Origin of the sequence: Sulfitobacter mediterraneus, assembly GCF_016801775.1 — a bacterium.
Classification (GTDB): Bacteria; Pseudomonadota; Alphaproteobacteria; order Rhodobacterales; family Rhodobacteraceae; genus Sulfitobacter; species Sulfitobacter mediterraneus_A.
In genome coordinates, this window is sequence record NZ_CP069004.1 from 108,819 (window position 1) to 128,521 (window position 19,703).

Annotated in this window: 19 protein-coding genes; 13 read left to right on the plus strand and 6 right to left on the minus strand. The window is 60.5% G+C overall.

Annotation, left to right across the window (positions count from 1 at the left end; translation table 11 throughout):
- The first annotated feature begins 33 nt into the window (after positions 1-33).
- Positions 34-801 carry an EcsC family protein gene (locus tag JNX03_RS00470; protein WP_203210551.1) on the plus strand — a complete coding sequence of 256 codons (768 nt, stop codon included), beginning with the start codon at positions 34-36 and terminating at the stop codon, positions 799-801.
- 193 nt (positions 802-994) lie between these two features.
- On the opposite strand, the gene modC is transcribed toward JNX03_RS00470, so the two are convergent.
- Genes modC through modA form a run of 3 tightly spaced genes read right to left on the minus strand, consistent with a single transcriptional unit; the run spans position 995 to position 3,497 of the window.
- Positions 995-2,083: a molybdenum ABC transporter ATP-binding protein gene (gene modC / locus JNX03_RS00475; protein WP_203210552.1), complete on the minus strand. Its 1,089-nt coding sequence runs from the start codon at positions 2,081-2,083 to the stop codon at positions 995-997.
- Positions 2,080-2,769 (minus strand): molybdate ABC transporter permease subunit, encoded by a 690-nt coding sequence (modB, locus tag JNX03_RS00480; RefSeq protein WP_203210553.1) that lies wholly within the window; start codon positions 2,767-2,769, stop codon positions 2,080-2,082. Before modB ends, modC begins: the two co-directional genes overlap by 4 nt.
- On the minus strand, positions 2,766-3,497 hold the full coding sequence (modA, locus tag JNX03_RS00485) for a molybdate ABC transporter substrate-binding protein (RefSeq protein WP_203210554.1): 732 nt from the start codon (positions 3,495-3,497) through the stop codon (positions 2,766-2,768). Before modA ends, modB begins: the two co-directional genes overlap by 4 nt.
- Before the next feature lie 118 nt (positions 3,498-3,615).
- Here modA and JNX03_RS00490 point away from each other — a divergent pair, with 118 nt between their 5' ends.
- The 5 genes from JNX03_RS00490 to ptsP all read left to right on the plus strand — a co-directional run bounded on the left by JNX03_RS00490 (position 3,616) and on the right by ptsP (position 9,160).
- Positions 3,616-4,086, plus strand: coding sequence for an NUDIX hydrolase (locus JNX03_RS00490; RefSeq protein WP_203210555.1), 471 nt, complete (start codon positions 3,616-3,618; stop codon positions 4,084-4,086).
- Positions 4,087-4,145: 59 nt separating this feature from the next.
- Positions 4,146-4,592 carry a DUF1178 family protein gene (locus tag JNX03_RS00495; protein WP_203210556.1) on the plus strand — a complete coding sequence of 149 codons (447 nt, stop codon included), beginning with the start codon at positions 4,146-4,148 and terminating at the stop codon, positions 4,590-4,592.
- Positions 4,593-4,611: 19 nt separating this feature from the next.
- Positions 4,612-5,256: an SDR family NAD(P)-dependent oxidoreductase gene (locus JNX03_RS00500; RefSeq protein ID WP_203210557.1), complete on the plus strand. Its 645-nt coding sequence runs from the start codon at positions 4,612-4,614 to the stop codon at positions 5,254-5,256.
- A gap of 191 nt (positions 5,257-5,447) precedes the next feature.
- Positions 5,448-6,686, plus strand: coding sequence for an aspartate kinase (locus tag JNX03_RS00505; RefSeq protein WP_203210558.1), 1,239 nt, complete (start codon positions 5,448-5,450; stop codon positions 6,684-6,686).
- Positions 6,687-6,913: 227 nt separating this feature from the next.
- Positions 6,914-9,160, plus strand: coding sequence for a phosphoenolpyruvate--protein phosphotransferase (gene ptsP / locus JNX03_RS00510; RefSeq protein ID WP_203210559.1), 2,247 nt, complete (start codon positions 6,914-6,916; stop codon positions 9,158-9,160).
- On the opposite strand, the gene JNX03_RS00515 is transcribed toward ptsP, so the two are convergent.
- Entirely contained in the window at positions 9,161-9,805 is a 645-nt protein-coding gene (locus JNX03_RS00515) for a GntR family transcriptional regulator (protein WP_203210560.1), read from the minus strand.
- Positions 9,802-11,151 (minus strand): formimidoylglutamate deiminase, encoded by a 1,350-nt coding sequence (locus tag JNX03_RS00520; RefSeq protein ID WP_203210561.1) that lies wholly within the window; start codon positions 11,149-11,151, stop codon positions 9,802-9,804. Before JNX03_RS00520 ends, JNX03_RS00515 begins: the two co-directional genes overlap by 4 nt.
- Positions 11,152-11,242: 91 nt before the next feature.
- Between JNX03_RS00520 and hutI the strand changes: the two genes are divergently transcribed.
- From hutI to JNX03_RS00545, 5 genes are all read left to right on the plus strand, one after another.
- The gene (gene hutI / locus JNX03_RS00525; protein ID WP_203212075.1) at positions 11,243-12,430 is read left to right on the plus strand and encodes an imidazolonepropionase; all 1,188 of its coding nucleotides are present in this window, start codon (positions 11,243-11,245) and stop codon (positions 12,428-12,430) included.
- Positions 12,427-13,932: a histidine ammonia-lyase gene (gene hutH, locus JNX03_RS00530; protein ID WP_203210562.1), complete on the plus strand. Its 1,506-nt coding sequence runs from the start codon at positions 12,427-12,429 to the stop codon at positions 13,930-13,932. Before hutI ends, hutH begins: the two co-directional genes overlap by 4 nt.
- Positions 13,929-14,723, plus strand: coding sequence for an N-formylglutamate deformylase (gene hutG / locus JNX03_RS00535; protein WP_203210563.1), 795 nt, complete (start codon positions 13,929-13,931; stop codon positions 14,721-14,723). The genes hutH and hutG overlap by 4 nt, the downstream gene beginning before the upstream one ends.
- On the plus strand, positions 14,720-16,390 hold the full coding sequence (hutU, locus tag JNX03_RS00540) for a urocanate hydratase (protein ID WP_203210564.1): 1,671 nt from the start codon (positions 14,720-14,722) through the stop codon (positions 16,388-16,390). The genes hutG and hutU overlap by 4 nt, the downstream gene beginning before the upstream one ends.
- A 191-nt stretch (positions 16,391-16,581) precedes the next feature.
- Positions 16,582-17,619 carry an aromatic ring-hydroxylating dioxygenase subunit alpha gene (locus JNX03_RS00545; RefSeq protein WP_203210565.1) on the plus strand — a complete coding sequence of 346 codons (1,038 nt, stop codon included), beginning with the start codon at positions 16,582-16,584 and terminating at the stop codon, positions 17,617-17,619.
- Between the two features lie 3 nt (positions 17,620-17,622).
- Here the strand turns inward: JNX03_RS00545 and JNX03_RS00550 are convergent, their stop codons facing one another.
- Positions 17,623-18,204, minus strand: a complete 582-nt coding sequence (locus tag JNX03_RS00550; protein ID WP_231024100.1) for a hypothetical protein — start codon at positions 18,202-18,204, stop codon at positions 17,623-17,625.
- A 450-nt stretch (positions 18,205-18,654) separates the two neighbouring features.
- On the opposite strand from JNX03_RS00550, the gene JNX03_RS00555 reads away from it, so the two are divergent.
- Together JNX03_RS00555 and JNX03_RS00560 are read left to right on the plus strand one after the other, a co-directional pair.
- Positions 18,655-19,518 (plus strand): hypothetical protein, encoded by an 864-nt coding sequence (locus tag JNX03_RS00555; protein WP_203210566.1) that lies wholly within the window; start codon positions 18,655-18,657, stop codon positions 19,516-19,518.
- Positions 19,515-19,691 carry a hypothetical protein gene (locus tag JNX03_RS00560; RefSeq protein WP_203210567.1) on the plus strand — a complete coding sequence of 59 codons (177 nt, stop codon included), beginning with the start codon at positions 19,515-19,517 and terminating at the stop codon, positions 19,689-19,691. The genes JNX03_RS00555 and JNX03_RS00560 overlap by 4 nt, the downstream gene beginning before the upstream one ends.
- Positions 19,692-19,703: the final 12 nt, after the last annotated feature.

The following is a 19,703-nucleotide window of genomic DNA, read 5'->3' on the forward strand; positions in this document are numbered from 1 at the left end:
GCCCCACATCATAGGGCAAAGAGAAGGACCAATATGGACATTTCCAGCAATCTGCCCGCCCCGATCGACGTTGACGCAAGGCTTGATGAAATCGCACTGCGTTACAAGCAGGCGGGCGGATTGGGGATCAATGTCCTGAACCTTATTGGCGGCAGCGCGGAAAACCTGCTCGACCGGTTGCCCGCAGGCGTGCGCAGCAACCTCGAAGCGGCCACCATCAAGGCGCTGAACCACGCGATGAAGGCGGCTCACAGCAGCCGGTCGGTTGTGCCGGATCAGAAAAGTTGGCTCAACCAGACCGTGACCGCCGCCATGGGCGCGGCAGGCGGAGCGGGCGGTCTGCCCACGGCGCTGGCCGAATTGCCAGTGACAACCACCCTGCTGCTGCGGGTGATCCAGGGGGTTGCTGTGGAACACGGGTTCGATCCAGAGGCGGAGAACGTCCAATTTGACTGCGTCCATGTCTTTGCTGCCGCTGGCCCCCTGTCGGGAGATGACGGCGCGGATCTGGGCTTTCTGTCGGCGCGGATGGCATTGACGGGCCGTGCGATGCAGGCCGTGATTGCCAGGATCGCGCCGAAGCTGGCCGTGGTCATGGGACAGAAACTCGCGGCGCAAGCAGTGCCGGTGCTGGGCGCTGTGGCGGGGGCGGCGACAAATTACGCTTATACCAGCTACTACGAAGATATGGCCCATGTGCACTTTGGCCTGCGCAAGCTGGCGATCGACGGCGATGTGCCGCACGACGAACTGATCGCGTCGTTGGCCCAAAGGATGGGAAAAACCCCTGCAAAGGTATAGTTTGACGCAGACACCCGGGGCTTTGCCCCGGACCCCAGAGGTTTAAGGGCCAAATGAAGAAGTGTGCCCTTCTCTTCCTTTGGCCGGAAAAAACTCCCTGGGAATCGCCGCGCAGCGGCGGTGGGGGCTGGGCCCCTTGGCGGTGAAGGTGGCTCAAGCGGTTTGGCCTGAGGTGTTTGGAAGATAGGCTGCGTCAGCGCCCGATGCTTCCCGGTGCCACGGTGGTGGCTTTGAGAATGGCGTAGCAGTCGAGCCCCGGCGCAAGCTGCAGTTCGGCAACCGCCCGCGCTGTGACCCGCGCCAGCACCCGGTCTTTGCCGGCCCGCAGTCCAATCGCCGCGCCGGGCCCACCGCCGGGATGTACGGTTTCGACCCGAACCGGCAAAACATTCACCGAAGAAAGGCCCTCAGGGCGCGAAAGGGACAAGATTACGTCCTGCGCCAGAACCCGCAGGCGGACGCGAGCGCCCACATCGGCTTGCACGCCCGGCAATTCAAGTGTTCCGGCACTGATGCGCAGCGTCGATAATCCGTCGTCCGCATGGGCGATAACCTCCGCCTCGAGCACCGCGCCGGCCTCGCGCACGCCAAGCAGCGGCACGGCGGCTGGGTCCGCCATCACATCATAGAGCGGTCCCTGCGCCTGAACCATGCCGTCTTGTAACAGCACCAGCTGATCCGCCAGTCGCGCCACCTCATCCACCGCGTGGCTGACATAAAGGATCGGCAGGTTCAGTGGTCCGTCGCGCAGCCGTTCCAGATAGGGCAGGATTTCTTGCTTGCGCGGTGCGTCGAGACTGGCCAGCGGTTCATCCATCAGAAGCATCCGCGGGTGGCTGAGCAGGGCGCGGCCAATGGCGACCCGCTGCTTTTCCCCGCCCGAAAGGGTGCCGGGCCGCCGCACCATAAGCGGCGCAAGGCCCAGAAGGGCCACCACATCGTCAAGACTGGCACCGGGCGCATCTGCCGGAGCATAGCGTGCGCCAAAGGTCAGGTTGTCTTGCACTGTGAGATGCGGAAACAGCCGCGCGTCCTGAAACACATAGCCCAGTCTACGTTTGGCGGGCGGCACGAACCGGCGCGAAGCTGTATCCACAAACACATGCGCGCCAAGGCTGACCCGCCCTACATCGGGGCGCAGCAGTCCCGCAACGGCGTTGATCACGGTGGTTTTGCCGGTGCCGGAACGGCCGAAAATTGCGGTGATCCCGCCCGTCGCCTCAAACCCCACATCAAGGGACAGCCCACCAAGGCGGTGCTGAATGTCCACTTGCAATGTCATTTGGCCGCAATCCGTGCCGAGACCCGCCGCGCCAGAACCTCGGACAGAAGCACGGCGGCCACAGCAACAATGCTGGCCATCATGACCATCATGACTGCTTGCCCCTCACCGCCGGGGATCTGCAACGCCGCCCAGATCGCGCCGGGCAGGGTTTGGGTCTGGCCGGGAATATTGGCGACAAAGGTGATCGTCGCGCCAAATTCGCCCATGGCCTTGGCAAATCCCATGACAGCCCCGGCCAGAATGCCTGGCCCGATCAGGGGCAACGTTACGCGGGCAAAGACCGAAATACGGCTCGCGCCAAGGGTCTCGGCGGCTTCTTCCAGCTTGGGATCGACCGCCTCGATGGCCAGCCGCATGGCCCGCACCATCAGGGGAAAGCCCATCACGATGGCGGCCAGAACCGCGCCGGTCCAGTGAAACGCCAGCTGCAGACCCATCGCGCTGAGCATCCGGCCCAGCGGCGCATTGGGGCTGAAACTGATCAGCAGCAGGTATCCCGTGACCACGGGCGGCAGAACCAGAGGCAGATGCACGGCGGCATTCAGCAGGGATTTCCCCCAAAAGGATTTCCGCGCCAGAATCCAAGCCACCCAAAGCGCCAGCGGGACAGCCAGCGCCGTGGCCCAGCAAGCCACCCAAAGCGACAGGCGCAGGGCCTCCCAGGCGGCGCTGTCGGCGGTCATTCGGGCACCTCGTCAAAGCCATGTGCCGTGAAAATGCCACGGGCTGTTGGACTGGCCAGAAACGCAAGAAATGCCTGCCCACCTGTGCTGAGCGCGGCGGCAGGATAGAGGATTGGATCATGGTGGCTTGCGGGCACGTCATAGACCTTATGCACACGCGTCTCGGCCATCGCATCGGTGGCATAAACGATGCCAAAGGGCGCGGCGCCGCGTGCGACAAGGGCGAGAGCGGCCCGCACGTTGTCGGTCTCGGCCAGCTGCGGCTCCAGCATGTTCCACAGATCTATCGATTGCAGCCATTGCCGCGCATAGGCGCCAGCGGGCACCGCATCGCGGTGGCCCATGGCCAGCCGGCCCGCAGCAAGTCTTTCGGGTAAGGCACTGATATCATCCAAGGGATTTCCCGCCTGGTGGCTGATCACGACAAGACGGTTGCTTGCAATCGACCGGATCGGTGCGGCAAAGGATATCTCTTGATCTGCCAGCCAATCCATCCATGCAGGGTTGGCCAGAACCACCAGATCAGCCGGGGCACCTGCGGCCACTTGCCGTGCAAGGGTGCCTGATCCGGCATAGGACACTGTGACCTGCCCGCCGTATTGTCCAGCAATCTCATCCAAGGCGCCGCGCAGGCTGGCAGCCGCAAAGACCGTCACCGGCGGCATTTGCGCAGCGGCCAAAATCGGCAGGACCAAAAGCCAGATCAAAAGGGCAAGGACGCGTTTCATCAGCCGCACTATCCGCGATGCACAAAGACGGCACAAGCGCATTGCTGATCGCTGGTCATTGCAGGCAAGAGCTTTTATATTTCGGCCAAAACGGGCAGGCGCTGAGTATGGGACATTTATGATCAAACAACTTCCCATTTCGCTGCATGGGGCGCGCAAAGGTGATGTGCGCAGCCAATTTGCCGCGCTTTGCTACCGGATCAAACGGGGCAAGGTGCAGGTGCTGTTGGTCACATCACGCAGGTCCAAGCGGTGGATCGTGCCCAAGGGCTGGCCCATGGAGGGCAAAACCCCTGCGGCCTCGGCCAAGCAGGAGGCCTGGGAAGAGGCGGGCGTCTATGGACGGTCGGTCGGCAGTTGTCTGGGCGTCTATTCCTACGCCAAGGACGTCGGGGAGCCGGATGATTTGCCTTGTCTTGCGCTGCTTTATCCCGTGGCGGTCAAGTCCTTGGCCAAGAAGTTTCCCGAACGCGGCCAACGCCGCCGCCGCTGGGTGTCGCGCAAAAAGGCGGCGCGGCTGGTGTCGGAACCGGAGCTGGCCCGGATGATACTGGATTTTGATCCCCGTCGCGGCATGGCAAAAGCTTGACCAACGCTGGATTGCGCCCCATCTGTGAAGGGTAAGATTTAAAAGGACGTCATAGCAGAATGATTCATTATGCGCTCAAATGCGAGGCCGGCCACCAGTTTGAAAGCTGGTTCCAATCGGCGTCTGCCTTTGATGCCCTGTCCAAGGCCGGGCATTTGAGTTGTTCAATCTGCGGATCGCCCGAGGTGAGCAAGGCGATCATGGCACCGCGTGTGGCAACCAAGGCCAAGCCAGAGCAGCCGGGCGCGGAAGCTGCCAGTGTTCCGGCGCTGCACAATCCGCCCTCCGAAGTTGAAAAGGCGCTGCAGGAGTTGCGCCGCAAGGTCGAGGAAAACTCCGATTATGTGGGCGAGAATTTCGCTTCGGAGGCCCGCGCCATGCATCTGGGCGACGCGCCGGAGCGGGCAATCTATGGCGAGGCGCGGCTGGATCAGGCCAAAGAGTTGATCGAGGATGGCGTGCCTTTGATGCCGCTGCCGTTCCGGCCCAAGCAAAAACTCACCTGATCTTCAGAAGGAATACCTTATGACCGTAGTGATTACAGGTGCCAGCCGCGGCATTGGCGCGGGGCTGGCGGCGCATTATCAAGCCACAGGGCAAGAGGTGTTTGGCACGGGCCGGTCCGCCGCCGCGCAATTGCAGTTGGACGTGAACCAACCCGCAAGCCACCGCGCAATGGCTCAGGCGCTGGGCGATCGGGCTGTGGATCTGTTGGTGTGCAATGCCGGGGTCTATCTGGACAAGGGTCATGATCTGGACAGCGGCTATGGCGCGGATCTTTGGGCGCAAAGCTTTGCCACCAATGTGACGGGCGTTTTTCTGAGTATTCAGGCGCTTATGCCACATCTGCGCCGGGCCGAGGCCGGTAAGATCGCAATCATTTCCTCTCAGATGGCCTCGGACAACCGTGCGCCGGGTGGCAGTTACATTTACCGGTCCTCCAAGGCGGCGGCGCTGAATCTGGGGTTGAACCTTGCAAAGGATCTGAAGCCCGAAGGCATTGCCGTTGGGATTTACCATCCCGGTTGGGTACAGACCGATATGGGCGGGGAAGCCGCAGATATCACCACGGATGAGGCGGTGAACGGTCTGGCGGCGCGGTTTGACGCGCTGAGCCTAGAGACAACGGGGTGTTTCGAGACATGGGATGGCCGCACGCATCCCTTTTGAAGAGGCGGCGGCGGGCAGGCCCGCCATGCGATGCTGGCAATTGGGCCAGCCCAATTGCGTGAATGGGGGCATTGCCCCCAAACCCCCAGAGTATTTATTGCCAAAAAGGGAGCAAAAAGGGACAGCATGCCTCCTTGCGCATGGGCGGACATGGGGCTAGACCGCGTGCGTGTTGAACGGCGGGAGGTCTGATGCCTGTTCTTGTGATGAAATTTGGTGGCACGTCGGTGGCCACGCTGGACCGGATCCGCCGCGCGGCGAAACGTGTGGGCGTTGAGGTTGCCAAGGGATATGACGTGATTGTCATTGTCTCGGCCATGTCCGGAAAAACCAATGAACTGGTGGGCTGGGTTGGGGAAACCTCGCCGATGTATGATGCCCGTGAATATGACGCGGTGGTGTCCAGCGGCGAGAATGTCACGGCCGGGTTGATGGCCCTGACCTTGCAAGAAATGGACGTGCCCGCGCGATCCTGGCAGGGTTGGCAAGTGCCGGTGCAAACCACGTCAGCGCATTCGGCCGCGCGGATCGAAGATATTCCACCCGCCAACATTCGCGCCAAATTTGCCGAAGGTATGAAGGTGGCGGTTGTGGCCGGTTTCCAGGGGGTCAGCCCGGAGGGCCGGATCACCACCTTGGGCCGGGGTGGATCGGACACAACAGCGGTGGCCTTTGCCGCGGCCTTTGAGGCGGAGCGGTGCGATATCTACACGGATGTGGACGGTGTATACACCACTGATCCGCGGGTCAGTGCCAAGGCCCGCAAACTCGACAAGATCGCATTCGAAGAGATGTTGGAGCTGGCGTCTCTGGGCGCCAAGGTTTTGCAGACGCGGTCCGTCGAACTGGCCATGCGCTACAAGGTCAAACTGCGCGTGCTCTCAAGTTTTGAAGAACAATCGGACGATGCCGGAACGCTCGTTTGTGATGAGGAGGAAATCATGGAAAGCAATGTTGTTGCAGGTGTGGCGTTCAGCCGTGATGAAGCCAAGATGACGCTGGTGTCGGTTGCGGACCGTCCGGGCATTGCCGCCACGATCTTTACCGCGCTCAGCGATGCGGGCGTCAACGTTGACATGATTGTCCAGAACATTTCTGAAGAGGGGCGCACGGATATGACGTGGTCCTGCCCTGTGGATCAGGTCAAACGCGCCGAAAAGGCAATGCAGGATGCCAAGGACGGCGGAATCATCAACTATCACGAGCTGATCGCGGATGTTGATGTGGCCAAGGTCTCCGTCGTTGGCATCGGGATGCGCAGCCACACCGGCGTGGCCGCCAAGATGTTTCAGGTGCTGTCCGCAGAGGGCATCAACATCAAGGTGATCACCACCTCCGAGATCAAGATCTCGGTTCTGATTGATCGCAAGTATATGGAATTGGCGGTTCAGGCGCTGCATGACGCCTTTGAACTGGACAAGGCGGCCTGATCTTAAACCATCGCTTTCAGGGCCCGGCAGATGCACGTCTGGGCCGGGCCGGTCGTGGCCTGGCCAAGGTGTAGCAGTCGCGGAACGATCCTTCCTGGCACCGGGCTTGAATGCCCATAATGCAGGCAACTGTGGCAAAATGGCCTGACGTCAGGGAATTCAGCCATTTCGCTTTGGTGCGGCCTGTGGTCTAAGCTGGAAACGGTCAAACCGGGGGACGCGCCAGTATGGCAGAGCGTTTTGAAACAGAGAGCCGCAAATTGCTGGGCCGTTTGCGTGATGCATTGGCAAGCGATGACGCCGCACAGGCGCGGCTCAACAAGATCACGCATCTGATTGCCAATTCTATGGGCTGTGAGGTCTGTTCGATCTATCTCTTCCGCGATGAGGAGACGCTCGAGCTTTGTGCGACAGAAGGTCTGAACGCGGATGCGGTTCACCAAACGCGGATGCGTCTGGGCGAGGGGCTTGTCGGGAGGGTGGCCAAGAAACGCCATGTGATCAACACGCCGGATGCGCCGCAAGCGCCGGGCTTTAGGTTTATGCCGGAAACCGGCGAAGAGATCTATTCCAGCTTTCTGGGTGTGCCGGTGCAACGTTTGGGCGAAACTCTGGGTGTTTTGGTGGTGCAGTCGAAATCCGCCCGCGAATTCTCTGCCGATGAGATCTACGCGCTTGAAGTTGTGGCGATGGTTCTGGCCGAAATGACGGAGCTGGGCGCGTTTGTCGGTGAAGGCGCGGCAATGTCCGCCCGCCACAGCCAGCCGGTCATGATGCGCGGGATTGTCGGACAGGAAGGTGTGGCCGAGGGCCATGTCTGGCTGCATGAGCCGCGGGTCGTGGTGTCCAACCCGATTGCCGATGATCCTCAGCGCGAAGAGGAACGTCTGACCGAAGCGGTTGAACAGCTGCGCATCAGCGTCGATCAGATGATGACCATGGCGGTGGGCGACAAGGACCAGCAGCAGGTGCTTGAGGCCTACCGGATGTTCGCCAATTCCAAAGGCTGGATGCGGCGAATGCTCGAGGACATTGCCAGCGGCCTGTCGGCAGAGGCGGCGGTGGAAAAGGAACAATCGCTGGCGCGTGCGCGGATGGGACAATCTACGGATGCCTACCTGCGCGAACGGCTGAGCGATCTGGACGATCTGAGCAACCGTCTGCTGCGCATTTTGACCGGGCAGGGGGCCGATACCGGCGCCGAGATGCCCGATGACCCGATCCTGGTTGCCCGCAATATTGGGCCGGCCGAACTGCTGGACTACGGGCGCAAGCTGCGCGGGATAGTGCTTGATAACGGCTCCGTCGGATCGCACGCAGCGATTATTGCGCGGGCGCTTGCAATCCCGTTGGTGGTGCGGGCAGGCCGCGTAACCGAAGACGCGCTCAACGGCGATCACATCATGGTGGACGGCGAACAGGGCATCGTGCATCTGCGCCCTGATGACACCGTTGCCACGGCCTTCCGCGACAAGATCGCCATGCAGGCAGAGGCGCAGGAACGCTATGGCTCGATCCGTGATTTACCGGCGCAGACCAAATGCGGGTCAGTTGTGGCGTTGCATATGAACGCCGGATTGATGGCCGATTTGCCCTCGCTCGATGGCTCTGGTGCAGAAGGGGTTGGCCTGTTCCGGACCGAACTGCAATTTCTGGTGCGCAACCAGATGCCCAAACGGTCCGAGCTTTCGGCGCTGTATGCGCGGGTTCTGGATGCGGCACATGGCAAGCGCGTGGTGTTCCGGACACTTGATATCGGGTCCGACAAGGTACTGCCTTACATGAAACCCAACGACGAGCCGAACCCGGCGTTGGGCTGGCGTGCGATCCGCGTGGGTCTCGACAAACCGGGTATCATGCGGATGCAGCTTCAGGCGCTTATTCGTGCGGCAGCGGGGCGGCCCTTGACGGTCATGTTCCCCTTTGTTGCCCAGTTCGAAGAATTTCGCGCGGCCCGCGCCGAGGTCGACAAAACCTTGGCAAGAGAAGAGCGTTTGGGCCACGTCCTGCCTGAAACAGTCGAAGTGGGCGCAATGTTGGAGACACCCAGCCTTGCCTTTGCCCCGCAGAAGTTCTTTGAGGAGGTTGAATTTCTGTCGATCGGCGGCAATGATCTCAAGCAGTTCTTTTTTGCGGCAGACCGTGAGAACGAACGGGTGCGGCGGCGCTATGACACGTTGAACGTCAGCTTTCTGACGTTTCTCGAAGGTATCGTCGAAAGGTGCAGGCAAACCAATACGGATCTTTCGTTCTGCGGCGAGGATGCGGGCCGGCCGGTGGAGGCGCTGTGTTTTGCGGCCATCGGATTTCGCAGCCTGTCTATGCGCCCCGCCTCTATTGGGCCGGTCAAAAGTCTGTTGCGGCGGTGCAATCTGGAAGAGGTGCGCCAGGTCATCTATGAGGCCCGCGACAGCGGCGAGATGTCAGTGCGCGCCGCCGTGATGGAATATGTGCGCGCCCAGCATCAGGGCTGATCAGATCACCAATCGCACGGCATGCCCGGGGGCATAAGCCATGCGCACAGCCGTCACCATCGCCGTTTCGCTAAAGGTTTCGCGGCGCAGCACCATCAGGGGGGCGCCGCGGGGGCATTTGAGGTGTTTGACATCAAAGGCGCTGGCCGGTTCGGCGGCATATTCCAAGGTGCCCCGGTCAAACGGTGCGTTTTGAACCAGCCATTCATTGGCGCTGATCCGATCCAGATCGACATCGGCGATCTGCGGCACTTCGGACAGGTTGACCTGCCGTTGTTCGGCGGCAAAAGGCGCCTTGTCGGCAAAATGCAGCCCCTCAAGATGCAGCAGGTCGGCTTCGATCTTGCGGCTGATGATCCGGTGGGAATAGACCTTGCCCATCCCTTCGACCTCCTGGCGGAGCACCGGCACAGACATCTGCGCCCGCCGTTGCGGCGACAGGGCCACACGGGTGCCTGCGCGGCGGCGTCGTTCCAGCCAGCCATCCTCGGCCAATGCCCGCAGGGCGCGGTTGACCGTGGCACGGGCGCAGCCCAATTCGCGGGCCAGTTCAGCCTCATTCGGGATCAATCCGCCGGGCGGCCATTCACGGCTTTGGATGCGCCGCAGTGCCTCGGCCTGGATATCCAGCCAGCCACGTTTCACATCACGTCCTTGAGCCGGTAAAGGGTCTCGCGGTAGGCGTTGGTGATCTCTGTGCGGGCGATGTGCATGCCATCTTGTACCATATGCCGGCCCGCGGCCCAAACGTCGCTGACGCGGGTGTCGGTCCCCGCAAAGATCCATGTATCCAGTACGTTGTCCCCCTCCCGGCCAATCAGATCGGTCGCACTGCCGCCCAGCGCCATCAAATCGGCCCAAGCTCCCACTTCGATTGCGCCCGCGTTCCGTCCAGCGGCCTGCGCGCCGCCCTGGCAGACGCCGTCAAACAACACCCGCCCGGTTGAGCGATCTTCGGTCGCCATCACGGCCCGGTTCAGGGTGCTGAGACGTTGTGAATATTCCAGCGTCCGCAGTTCTTGTGCCAATGAAATCAGGATATTGCTGTCTGATCCGATCCCCCAGACCCCTTTTGCATCCGCCCATGTGACCCCGTTGAAAATACCATCTCCAAGCGAGCTTTCGGTCAGGGGGCACAGCCCCGCAACCGCGCCCGTGGCGGCCAACCCGCGTGTCTCTGCCTCGGTCATCTGGGTGCAATGGATCATGCACCACCGTGGATCTACCTCGACATTGGCCAGTGTCCATTCAACAGGGCGGGCGCCATATGCGGCCTCGATCTCTTCGACTTCCGCGACCTGTTCTGCCAAATGCATATGGATCGGACCGTCAAATGATTGCAGCGCGGTGATCTGCTCTGGCGTCACGGCCCGCAGGGAATGCGGAGCCACGCCGATGTTCGCATCCGCCGGCAGGCTTTTCACAGCGGCTTGCGCCCCGTCCCAAAGAGTTTGGTAGCCATCCAGATCATTGCCAAAGCGGATTTGACCGGGGCCAAGGGCGCGACCGTCCACGCCGCCCTGGGCATAGAGCACCGGCAATAGCGTCAGGCCAACGCCGGTCTGTTCTGCCGCCGCAACGATCCGTGTGGCCAGTTCGGCGCGGTTATCATAGGCATGACCGCCCGGTTGATGATGCAGGTAATGAAACTCAACGCTGGCGGCATATCCGGCCTCCAGCATCTCCATCTGAACCTGTGCGGTGATGGCCTGAATATCCTCTGGCGTCAGTTGATCCAGAAACCGGAACATCAATTGCCGCCATGTCCAGAAACTGTCCGTGGGTTCTGCCCCGCGCCGTTCTGTCAGCCCGCCCATCGCCCGCTGAAACGCATGGCTGTGCAGGTTCGTGGGCGCGGGCAATAGGATATCAACCTGCATGTCTGCAGGGCCATCGCCGATGGCGGCGATACGGCCGTCCTTGAGGGTCAGGGTGACGTCACTGGCCCAACCATGGGGCAGCAGCGCGGTTTTGGCGTGTATTTTTGTCATGTCTTGCCTCTTGACGACTCAGGGTGCGATCTGAATATGTCTATACATAATTCCAAATCAGCCGCGAGATAAAGGGAAATTCATGCATCAAATGCTCTGTAATGCGCGATTGGCGACAATGGTCGGGGCCAATTATGGCCTGATCGACGCTGGCTGTGTGGTCCTGAACGGTGACTTGATCGCCTGGGCAGGGCCGGAAGCGGAATTGCCCGCAGAATTTTCCCGGGCGGAGCGGCATGACATGGGCGGGCGTCTGATCACACCGGGACTGGTGGATTGCCACACCCATCTGGTGCATGGCGGCAACCGCGCCCGCGAGTTTGAGATGCGCCTGCAAGGGGCCAGCTATGAAGAGGTCGCGCGGGCAGGGGGCGGGATCGTCTCGACCGTTGGGGCGACCCGTGATGCGGATCTGGACAGTCTGATCGCCAGCGCCCTGCCGCGCCTTGATGCGATGATCGCCGAAGGGGTTTGCACCGTCGAGATAAAATCCGGATATGGGCTGGACTTGGAGACAGAGCTGAGGATGCTGCGGGCAGCCAGGGCATTGGCCGACTTGCGCCCGGTGCATGTCGTGACCAGTTTTCTCGGCGCACATGCGGTTCCTAAAGATTATGCAGGCCGCGCAGACACTTATATCGATGAGGTCTGTATTCCCGCCCTTCGCGCCGCCCATGCCGAAGGTCTGGTGGATGCGGTGGACGGGTTCTGTGAAGGCATTGCCTTTGACACCGCACAGATCGCGCGGCTCTTTGACGTCGCGCAGGAATTGGGACTGCCAATCAAACTACACGCCGAACAGCTTTCGCATATTGGTGGCACCAAGCTGGCCGCTGATTATGGGGCGATCTCGGCGGATCACGTGGAATATGCCAATGCCGCCGACGCCAAAGCGCTGGCCGGCGCAGGCACGGTTGCGGTCTTGTTGCCCGGCGCGTTTTATACAGTACATGAAACTCAAGCACCGCCAATCGCGGCCTTTCGCGCCGAGGGCACGAAGATGGCCTTGGCCACAGATTGCAATCCCGGCTCCTCGCCGCTCACCTCTTTGCTGCTGACGATGAATATGGGCTGCACCCTGTTCCGCCTGACACCTGAAGAAGCGCTGCGCGGTGTAACCCTGAACGGCGCCAAGGCGCTGGGCATGACAGATCGCGGAGAGATCGCCACCGGACAACGGGCGGATCTTTGCGTTTGGAACATCGAACATCCGGCCGAACTGGCCTACCGCATCGGGTTTAACCCGCTGCATTCACGCATTTTTGGAGGACAGCTATGATCCTGACACCGGGGGCTGTAGAGCTCAAGACTTTGGAAGCGATCTGGCGGGATGGCGGGCAAATCGCGCTCGATCCGGCGTGCCAGCCCGGCGTTGAAGCGGCTGCGGCTCTGGTGGCCAAGGCGGCGGCAGGGCAGGAAGCGGTTTACGGGGTGAACACCGGCTTTGGGAAACTGGCCAGCCGTAAAATCGCGCCCGAAGACACCCAAACCCTGCAACGCAATCTGATCCTGTCCCATTGCTGCGGCGTGGGCGAGGCGTTGAGCCTTCCGCTGACCCGGTTGATGATGTCGCTCAAGCTGATGTCGCTGGGGCGCGGCGCCTCTGGCGTGCGTTGGGAGGTCTGCGCCCTGATCGAGGGAATGGTGAACGCCGATGTCATGCCGGTGATCCCAGCCCAAGGATCCGTTGGCGCATCAGGTGATCTGGCCCCGCTGGCGCATATGGCCGCGGCGATGATCGGCGAAGGCCGGGCGGTCTATCAGGGCGAAGAAATGTCCGGCAGCGAGGCCCTGAGCCGCGCGGGATTGACCCCTGTGGTGCTTGGTCCGAAGGAAGGGCTGGCCCTGATCAATGGCACCCAGTTTTCGACCGCCTGCGCCCTTGCAGGGCTGTTTGAGGCCCAAAACGCGGTGCGCAATGCGATGGTGATTGCCGCGCTCAGCACCGATGCGATCATGGGCTCCACCGCGCCTTTGGTTGCGGATATTCACAGCCTGCGTGGCCATGCCGGACAGATCGACGTGGCCGAGGCCATGCGCGATTTGATGGAAGGCTCGGAAATTCGCGAAAGCCACCGCGAGGACGACACCCGCGTACAAGACCCGTATTGCATCCGCTGCCAGCCGCAGGTTCTGGGCGCGGCATGGGACGTGATCCGTCAGGCGGCGCATACGCTTGAGGTTGAGGCCAACGCTGTCACCGACAATCCGCTGGTTCTGGTGGGCGAAGGGCACATCGTGTCAGGTGGGAACTTCCACGCCGAACCTGTCGGCTTTGCTGCCGATATGATCGCGCTGGCCATCGCCGAGATTGGCGCGATTGGTCAGCGCCGCGTGGCGCTGATGGTGGACCCGACGCTCAGCCATGATCTGCCGCCGTTCCTGACCCCTGATCCGGGGCTGAACTCCGGCTTTATGATCGCCGAAGTGACCACCGCCGCGTTGATGAGCGAGAACAAACATCTGGCCAACCCTTGCGTGACCGACAGCACGCCCACATCCGCCAACCAAGAGGACCACGTGAGCATGGCCGCGCATGGCGCTTACCGTCTGGCGCGGATGAACCGGAACCTGTCTGCGATCCAGGCGGTCGAGGCAATGTGCGCCGCCCAAGGGATCGAGGCGCGGGCGCCGCTTGCGACCTCTGCGCGATTACAGCGGGTGATCGACCGCTTGCGGCAGGAGGTTCCGACTCTTGGCAAGGACCGCTATCTCGCGCCCGACATTGAAACCACTACAGCGTTGGTTCGCAGCGGTGCATTGGTGGAGGCGGCGCAATGATCGAGGTCACCCAAGGAGGCAGCCCGATTGTCCTGGGCATGCCGCACACCGGCACGGAGGTGCCGCCCGACATATGGGACAAACTCAACGAACGTGGTCAGGCGCTGGCCGATACCGATTGGCATATTGATCGCCTTTACAAAGGCTTGGGACTGGACGTTACAGTGGTGCGCACACCTGTTCACCGCTATGTCATCGACCCCAATCGCGGTCCCGATGACGCCAGCCTTTATCCGGGGCAAAACACAACAGGTCTGTGCCCGTTAACGGATTTTGAAGGATTTCCAATTTACCATGAAGGGCAAGAACCGGATGCAGATGAGATTTCGCGCCGCCGTGCGCAGTATCACGCGCCCTATCATGAGGCTTTATCCACAGAACTGGCGCGGGTGAAGGCAAAACATGGCATTGCTTTGCTGTACGATTGCCACTCAATCCGGTCGGTTATCCCCTATCTTTTTGACGATACTCTGCCTGATCTGAACATCGGCACCAATTCTTCCACAAGCTGCGGAATGTTTGTGGAGCGGGCTGTGGAAACCCGCTGCCGCGCCGCGCAGGACTATACCAGTGTCCTCAATGGCCGTTTCAAGGGTGGCTGGACAACGCGACACTATGGGCAACCTGCGGAAAACATTCACGCAATCCAGATGGAGCTGGCCCAATCCACCTATATGGACGAGACGCCGCCATGGCAGTGGCGTGCCGACAAGGCAGAACGGCTCAGACCGGTTCTTTACCGTATTCTCAATGACTTGACCGAGCTTCTTTATGAAAGGCAGCAACGATGACAAATCCCCGTCACAACACCCGAGACATCTTTCCTGCCACCGGCACCGAGCTGACAGCCAAAAGCTGGATGACCGAGGCGCCGATGCGCATGCTCATGAACAACCTGCACCCGGATGTGGCTGAAAACCCACATGAATTGGTGGTTTACGGTGGTATTGGACGCGCCGCCCGCACATGGGAAGATTTTGACCGCATCGTCGCCGCTCTGACCGATCTGGAGGGCGATGAAACGCTGCTTGTGCAATCGGGCAAGCCTGTGGGCGTATTCAAAACCCACGAAAACGCCCCCAGAGTGTTGATTGCAAACAGCAATCTGGTGCCGCACTGGGCCAATTGGGATCACTTCAACGAACTCGATAAACGCGGGCTGGCGATGTACGGCCAGATGACTGCAGGTTCGTGGATTTACATTGGAACTCAAGGGATTGTGCAAGGAACTTACGAAACTTTTGTCGAGGCGGGCCGCCAGCATTACGATGGCAATCTGACCGGCAAATGGATCCTGACCGGCGGTCTGGGCGGCATGGGCGGCGCACAGCCCTTGGCTGCAGTTATGGCGGGCGCGTGCTGTCTCGCGGTGGAGTGCAACCCCGACAGCATCGACTTCCGCCTGCGCACGAGATATCTCGACGAAAAGGCCGAGACACTGGACGAAGCGCTTGAGATGATCGACCGTTGGACCAAGGCGGGCGAGGCCAAATCCGTGGGGCTGCTTGGCAATGCTGCCAACGTGTTTCCCGAACTGGTCAAACGCGGCGTGCGCCCTGACATCGTGACCGACCAGACCAGCGCCCACGACCCGCTTAATGGCTATCTGCCGCAGGGCTGGACCATGGGCGAATGGCGCGCCAAACGCGAGAGCGATCCCAAAGCCGTCGAAAAGGCTGCCCGCGCCAGCATGAAGGTGCACGTGGCCGCGATGGTGGATTTCTGGAACGCCGGTGTGCCGACGCTGGATTACGGCAACAACATCCGGCAGGTCGCCTTGGAAGAGGGGCTGGAGAACGCCTTTGCCTTCCCCGGATTTGTGCCAGCCTACATTCGCCCGCTGTTCTGCCGCGGCGTTGGCCCGTTTCGCTGGGCGGCGCTGTCGGGGGATCCCGAGGATATCTACAAGACCGATCAGAAGGTCAAAGAGCTGATCCCCGACGATCCGCATCTGCACAAATGGCTGGATATGGCGCGGGAACGCATCTCGTTTCAGGGTCTGCCGGCGCGGATTTGCTGGGTGGGATTGGGACTGCGAGACAAGCTGGGCCTGGCGTTCAACGAGATGGTGCGCAATGGTGAGTTGAAAGCACCGATTGTGATTGGCCGCGATCATCTGGACAGTGGATCCGTGGCCAGCCCGAACCGTGAGACCGAGGCCATGAAAGACGGCTCCGACGCGGTCAGCGATTGGCCATTGTTGAACGCGCTGCTCAACACCGCTTCCGGCGCAACCTGGGTGTCGTTGCACCACGGGGGCGGCGTTGGCATGGGCTTTAGCCAGCATTCGGGCATGGTGATCTGTTGCGATGGCACCGAAGAGGCCGATGCGCGGATCGCACGGGTGCTGTGGAACGATCCGGCCACCGGGGTCATGCGTCATGCCGATGCGGGCTATGATATTGCGCTGGACTGTGCCCGCGAGAAGGGGCTGAACCTGCCCGGTATTCTGGGGTAAACGTCTGCCTCTGAGGGCGGATTGAGGGGCCAGCCCCTCAAACTCCCCGGAGGTATTTGGGGCCAAAAAGGGGGAGGGGCGCCGGATCGATCGGCAGCCCCTTTTCTATTGGGCGGTTTGGGATTGCAGTTGGCGCATCAATTGGGGAGTTTGACGCATAAGTCATTGGTCGCACCAAGGGAGGATCAAAGATGTTTTTGAACAACGCGTGGTATGTGGCGGCGTGGGATCATGAGATCACCCGTGATCTGGCGCGGATCACGGTGCTTGAGCGGCATATCTGTGTGTTTCGGACCCAAAAAGGTGCGGTTGTGGCCCTTGATGATGCCTGCCCGCATCGCAAACTGCCTTTGTCGATGGGCCGGATAAAGGGTGATACTGTTGAATGCGGCTACCATGGGCTGACCTTTGATTGTGTCGGGCAATGCACTTGGGCGCCGGGGGGGCGCATCCCGTCCGAGGCGCGGGTGCATGCCTATCCGACCCATGAGAAATATGGGTTGGTCTGGATTTGGATGGGCAATCCCGTGCTGGCAGATCCAGAAGATATTTTCGAGATTGAAAACTGGGGTGATCCAAGTTGGGGGATCAACCGCGGTGCGGCGATGGAGCTGAACTGCAATTATTTATTGATGTGTGACAATCTGTTGGATCCGACACATGTGGCCTGGGTCCATGGTGGCAGCTTTGGTCAGGCTGCGACGCGGGACACGCCGCTGCGGGTAAAAAAGACCGAAGATGGGGTGATTGTGCATCGCTGGATGATGGATGTGGAGCCGGCGCCGTTTTACAAGAAGGTCATCGGCTTTGAGGGCAATTGCGACCGGTTGCAGCATTACGAGGTCCGCTATCCCAGCCATGCCTTGATCCGCGCGGTGTTCACGCCGGCGGGCACGGGCGGGCCGGAAGGGCCGCTGGATCGGGATACATTTATTATGGACAGCTATAATTTCATGACTCCAACCACGGCCGGGCAGACCCGCTATTACTGGTTCCAGCTGCGCAATATTCGCCCCGATGATGCAGAGTTGAGTGCTATGATGAGCGAGGATGTGCGCCAGGCCTTTGAAGAGGACCGCGCCGTTCTGGATGCGGTTCAGAAGGGGATGGCCGACAAGACCAGCCCACATATCGACCTGCCCATCGATGGAGGGCAGCTGCGGTTTCGCAGGCAATTGGAAGCGATGATTGCGCAGGAAGCTATGGTAGATGCGAAGATGCAGTCATAGAGGCTAGTTGCCTGCCCTCTGCATCATCATTTCGTGCACCGCATGCATGCCCCTGTCGGCCATCGCCGAAACCTCGGCCGCGTGAAGATGCAGCGCAGCTACGATTTCGGGGTTTTCCGAAGTTTGCACCACGATGACCCCCTCTGCCGTGACATCAACCTTGGATGACATCTGATCCGGGTGCTCAAAGAAGATATCCAGAGTTGGACTTTGGATCATGATTTTCGGGTCATCTCCGCGTTCTACCCTGTCGATCATCCCGACGACATGCGAAACCAGAACATCCATGACCTCGGGCTGACTGGAATGGGTCACTGTGCGGATACCATCTGGCAAAATCTCAACGGTGCGGTCAATCAGGTGGAAGTTCTGGAACATGACGGCCAATTCGGCACTCTCCTGCGCTGTGGCATTGGCCCCGCGCAGGCCCGGCATGCGGGCCATGTCATGTCCATGCCCCTGGGCGCCGTGGCCGGCAGTCTGCGCGCGGCCATCGCTGGTGTTTGTAAGGATCGTGGCCAGCAGAACAAATAGCAGTGCGCGGAAGGAAGGTCGGTTGGGTGGACAGGCATTTGGGCGCATCATCGTAATTCTCCGCGTTTTCGGATGGTCGGATGATCACAAAGTAGCAGGAGTTGGCAGATAATCCTAAGAAAACGGCTGCTATGGTTGGTTCTGAGTGCAGTTGATCATCAGCTAGGCTTTTGTGCCTGGAGCGGTCTTGTCGGGGGAGAAAGGTGGAGGCGAGTACCGGAATCGAACCGGTGTACACGGATTTGCAATCCAGAAAGAGCGCGAGCGAAAACAACGGCTTAAGGGTGCAAAACACCCCCTGACAAAAAGTGAACAAAAAGCGAAAGTTTCAAAGCCAAATTCGCCGGTTCAAAACGAAAAAGGCCCCGTCACAGCGGCAACTGTGAACCGGGGCCAAATAGAAAAAGCCTGTCAGCTTTCGAAGCACATTAGCACAGGCCAGCGCCGCACCGCAAACGCTCAGTCCGCTTTTTCGCGGCCTCTGACCGGTGAGGTGGTCCAATGAGTTGGCGCATCGCAAACGAATGCGCCGAGCGCCGCTTTGGCAGCGCCGCGCGCAAGCAGATAATCATGTTCCTGGCCGACAAGGCGAGCGATGACGGCTCAGGCATCTGGTGCTCGAAGGGGACCATCCAGCGTCACACAGAGCTCAGCGAGAGCACGGTCAAGCGGACCATCATCGACTTCCTGCGCGAAGGCATTCTGATGGAGACAGGGCGGCGGCACTGCAAGAACGGCTACACCGTCATTTACCGGATTGTTCTAGAGCGCGTGGCCGCGCTCGAACCCACTGCAGAGCCCGATGTTGAGACGGGGGTCACTGTGAACCCCGTCCAGCCTGAACCCGGTACGGGGTCCACGGTGAACGGGGTACGGGGTTCACGGTGGACCCCAAACCATCCTAAAACCATCCATAAACCACCTACGCGCAGGCGCGAGGCGACGGAGGAGGTTGAAGATTTTGAAGCTGAGAAGATCTTGGCAGTCTATCCCGAGGACAGGATCCGAGACCGGCAGACCAGTCTGCGCCTGATCGCAGCAGCTGTGAAGGCCGGAGTGAAGCCCGATGATCTGATGCAGGCGGTCATAGCATATGCGAAGGAAAGCGAGGGTTACACGCGCAGCAAGGTCTGTTTCTCGGACAATTGGTTCAAGATGCGCAGGTGGGAGAAGGGGCTTGCCCAGGTGCGGGCCAACCGAGAGAAGGCGCGAGAGGCCGAAGCCAAGGGCCGTGCGAGCCTTGCCGAATGGATCCACGAGCGCCATCCTCTGTGCCGCCACATCACCAACCGGCAGATCGAGGATTTGATCGCGTCAAATCTGGTGACGCCCGAGCAGGTGCGCGCTGCGGGGCTGCAGGTGTGAGCGATGCGGTGATCGGAGGCGATGCGGCTTGGCTCGGAAGTAAAGCTCTTCCGCTGGCAAGAGGGTTAACCAACCTCGGAAGTTCTTCATTTGTGAACGAAGCGTTGCTTGCATTTACGTTTATTTCGTTTATTTTGATTATTGCGAATGGGGCGCAAGATCCCGTCGCGTGAAAAGGAGAGAAC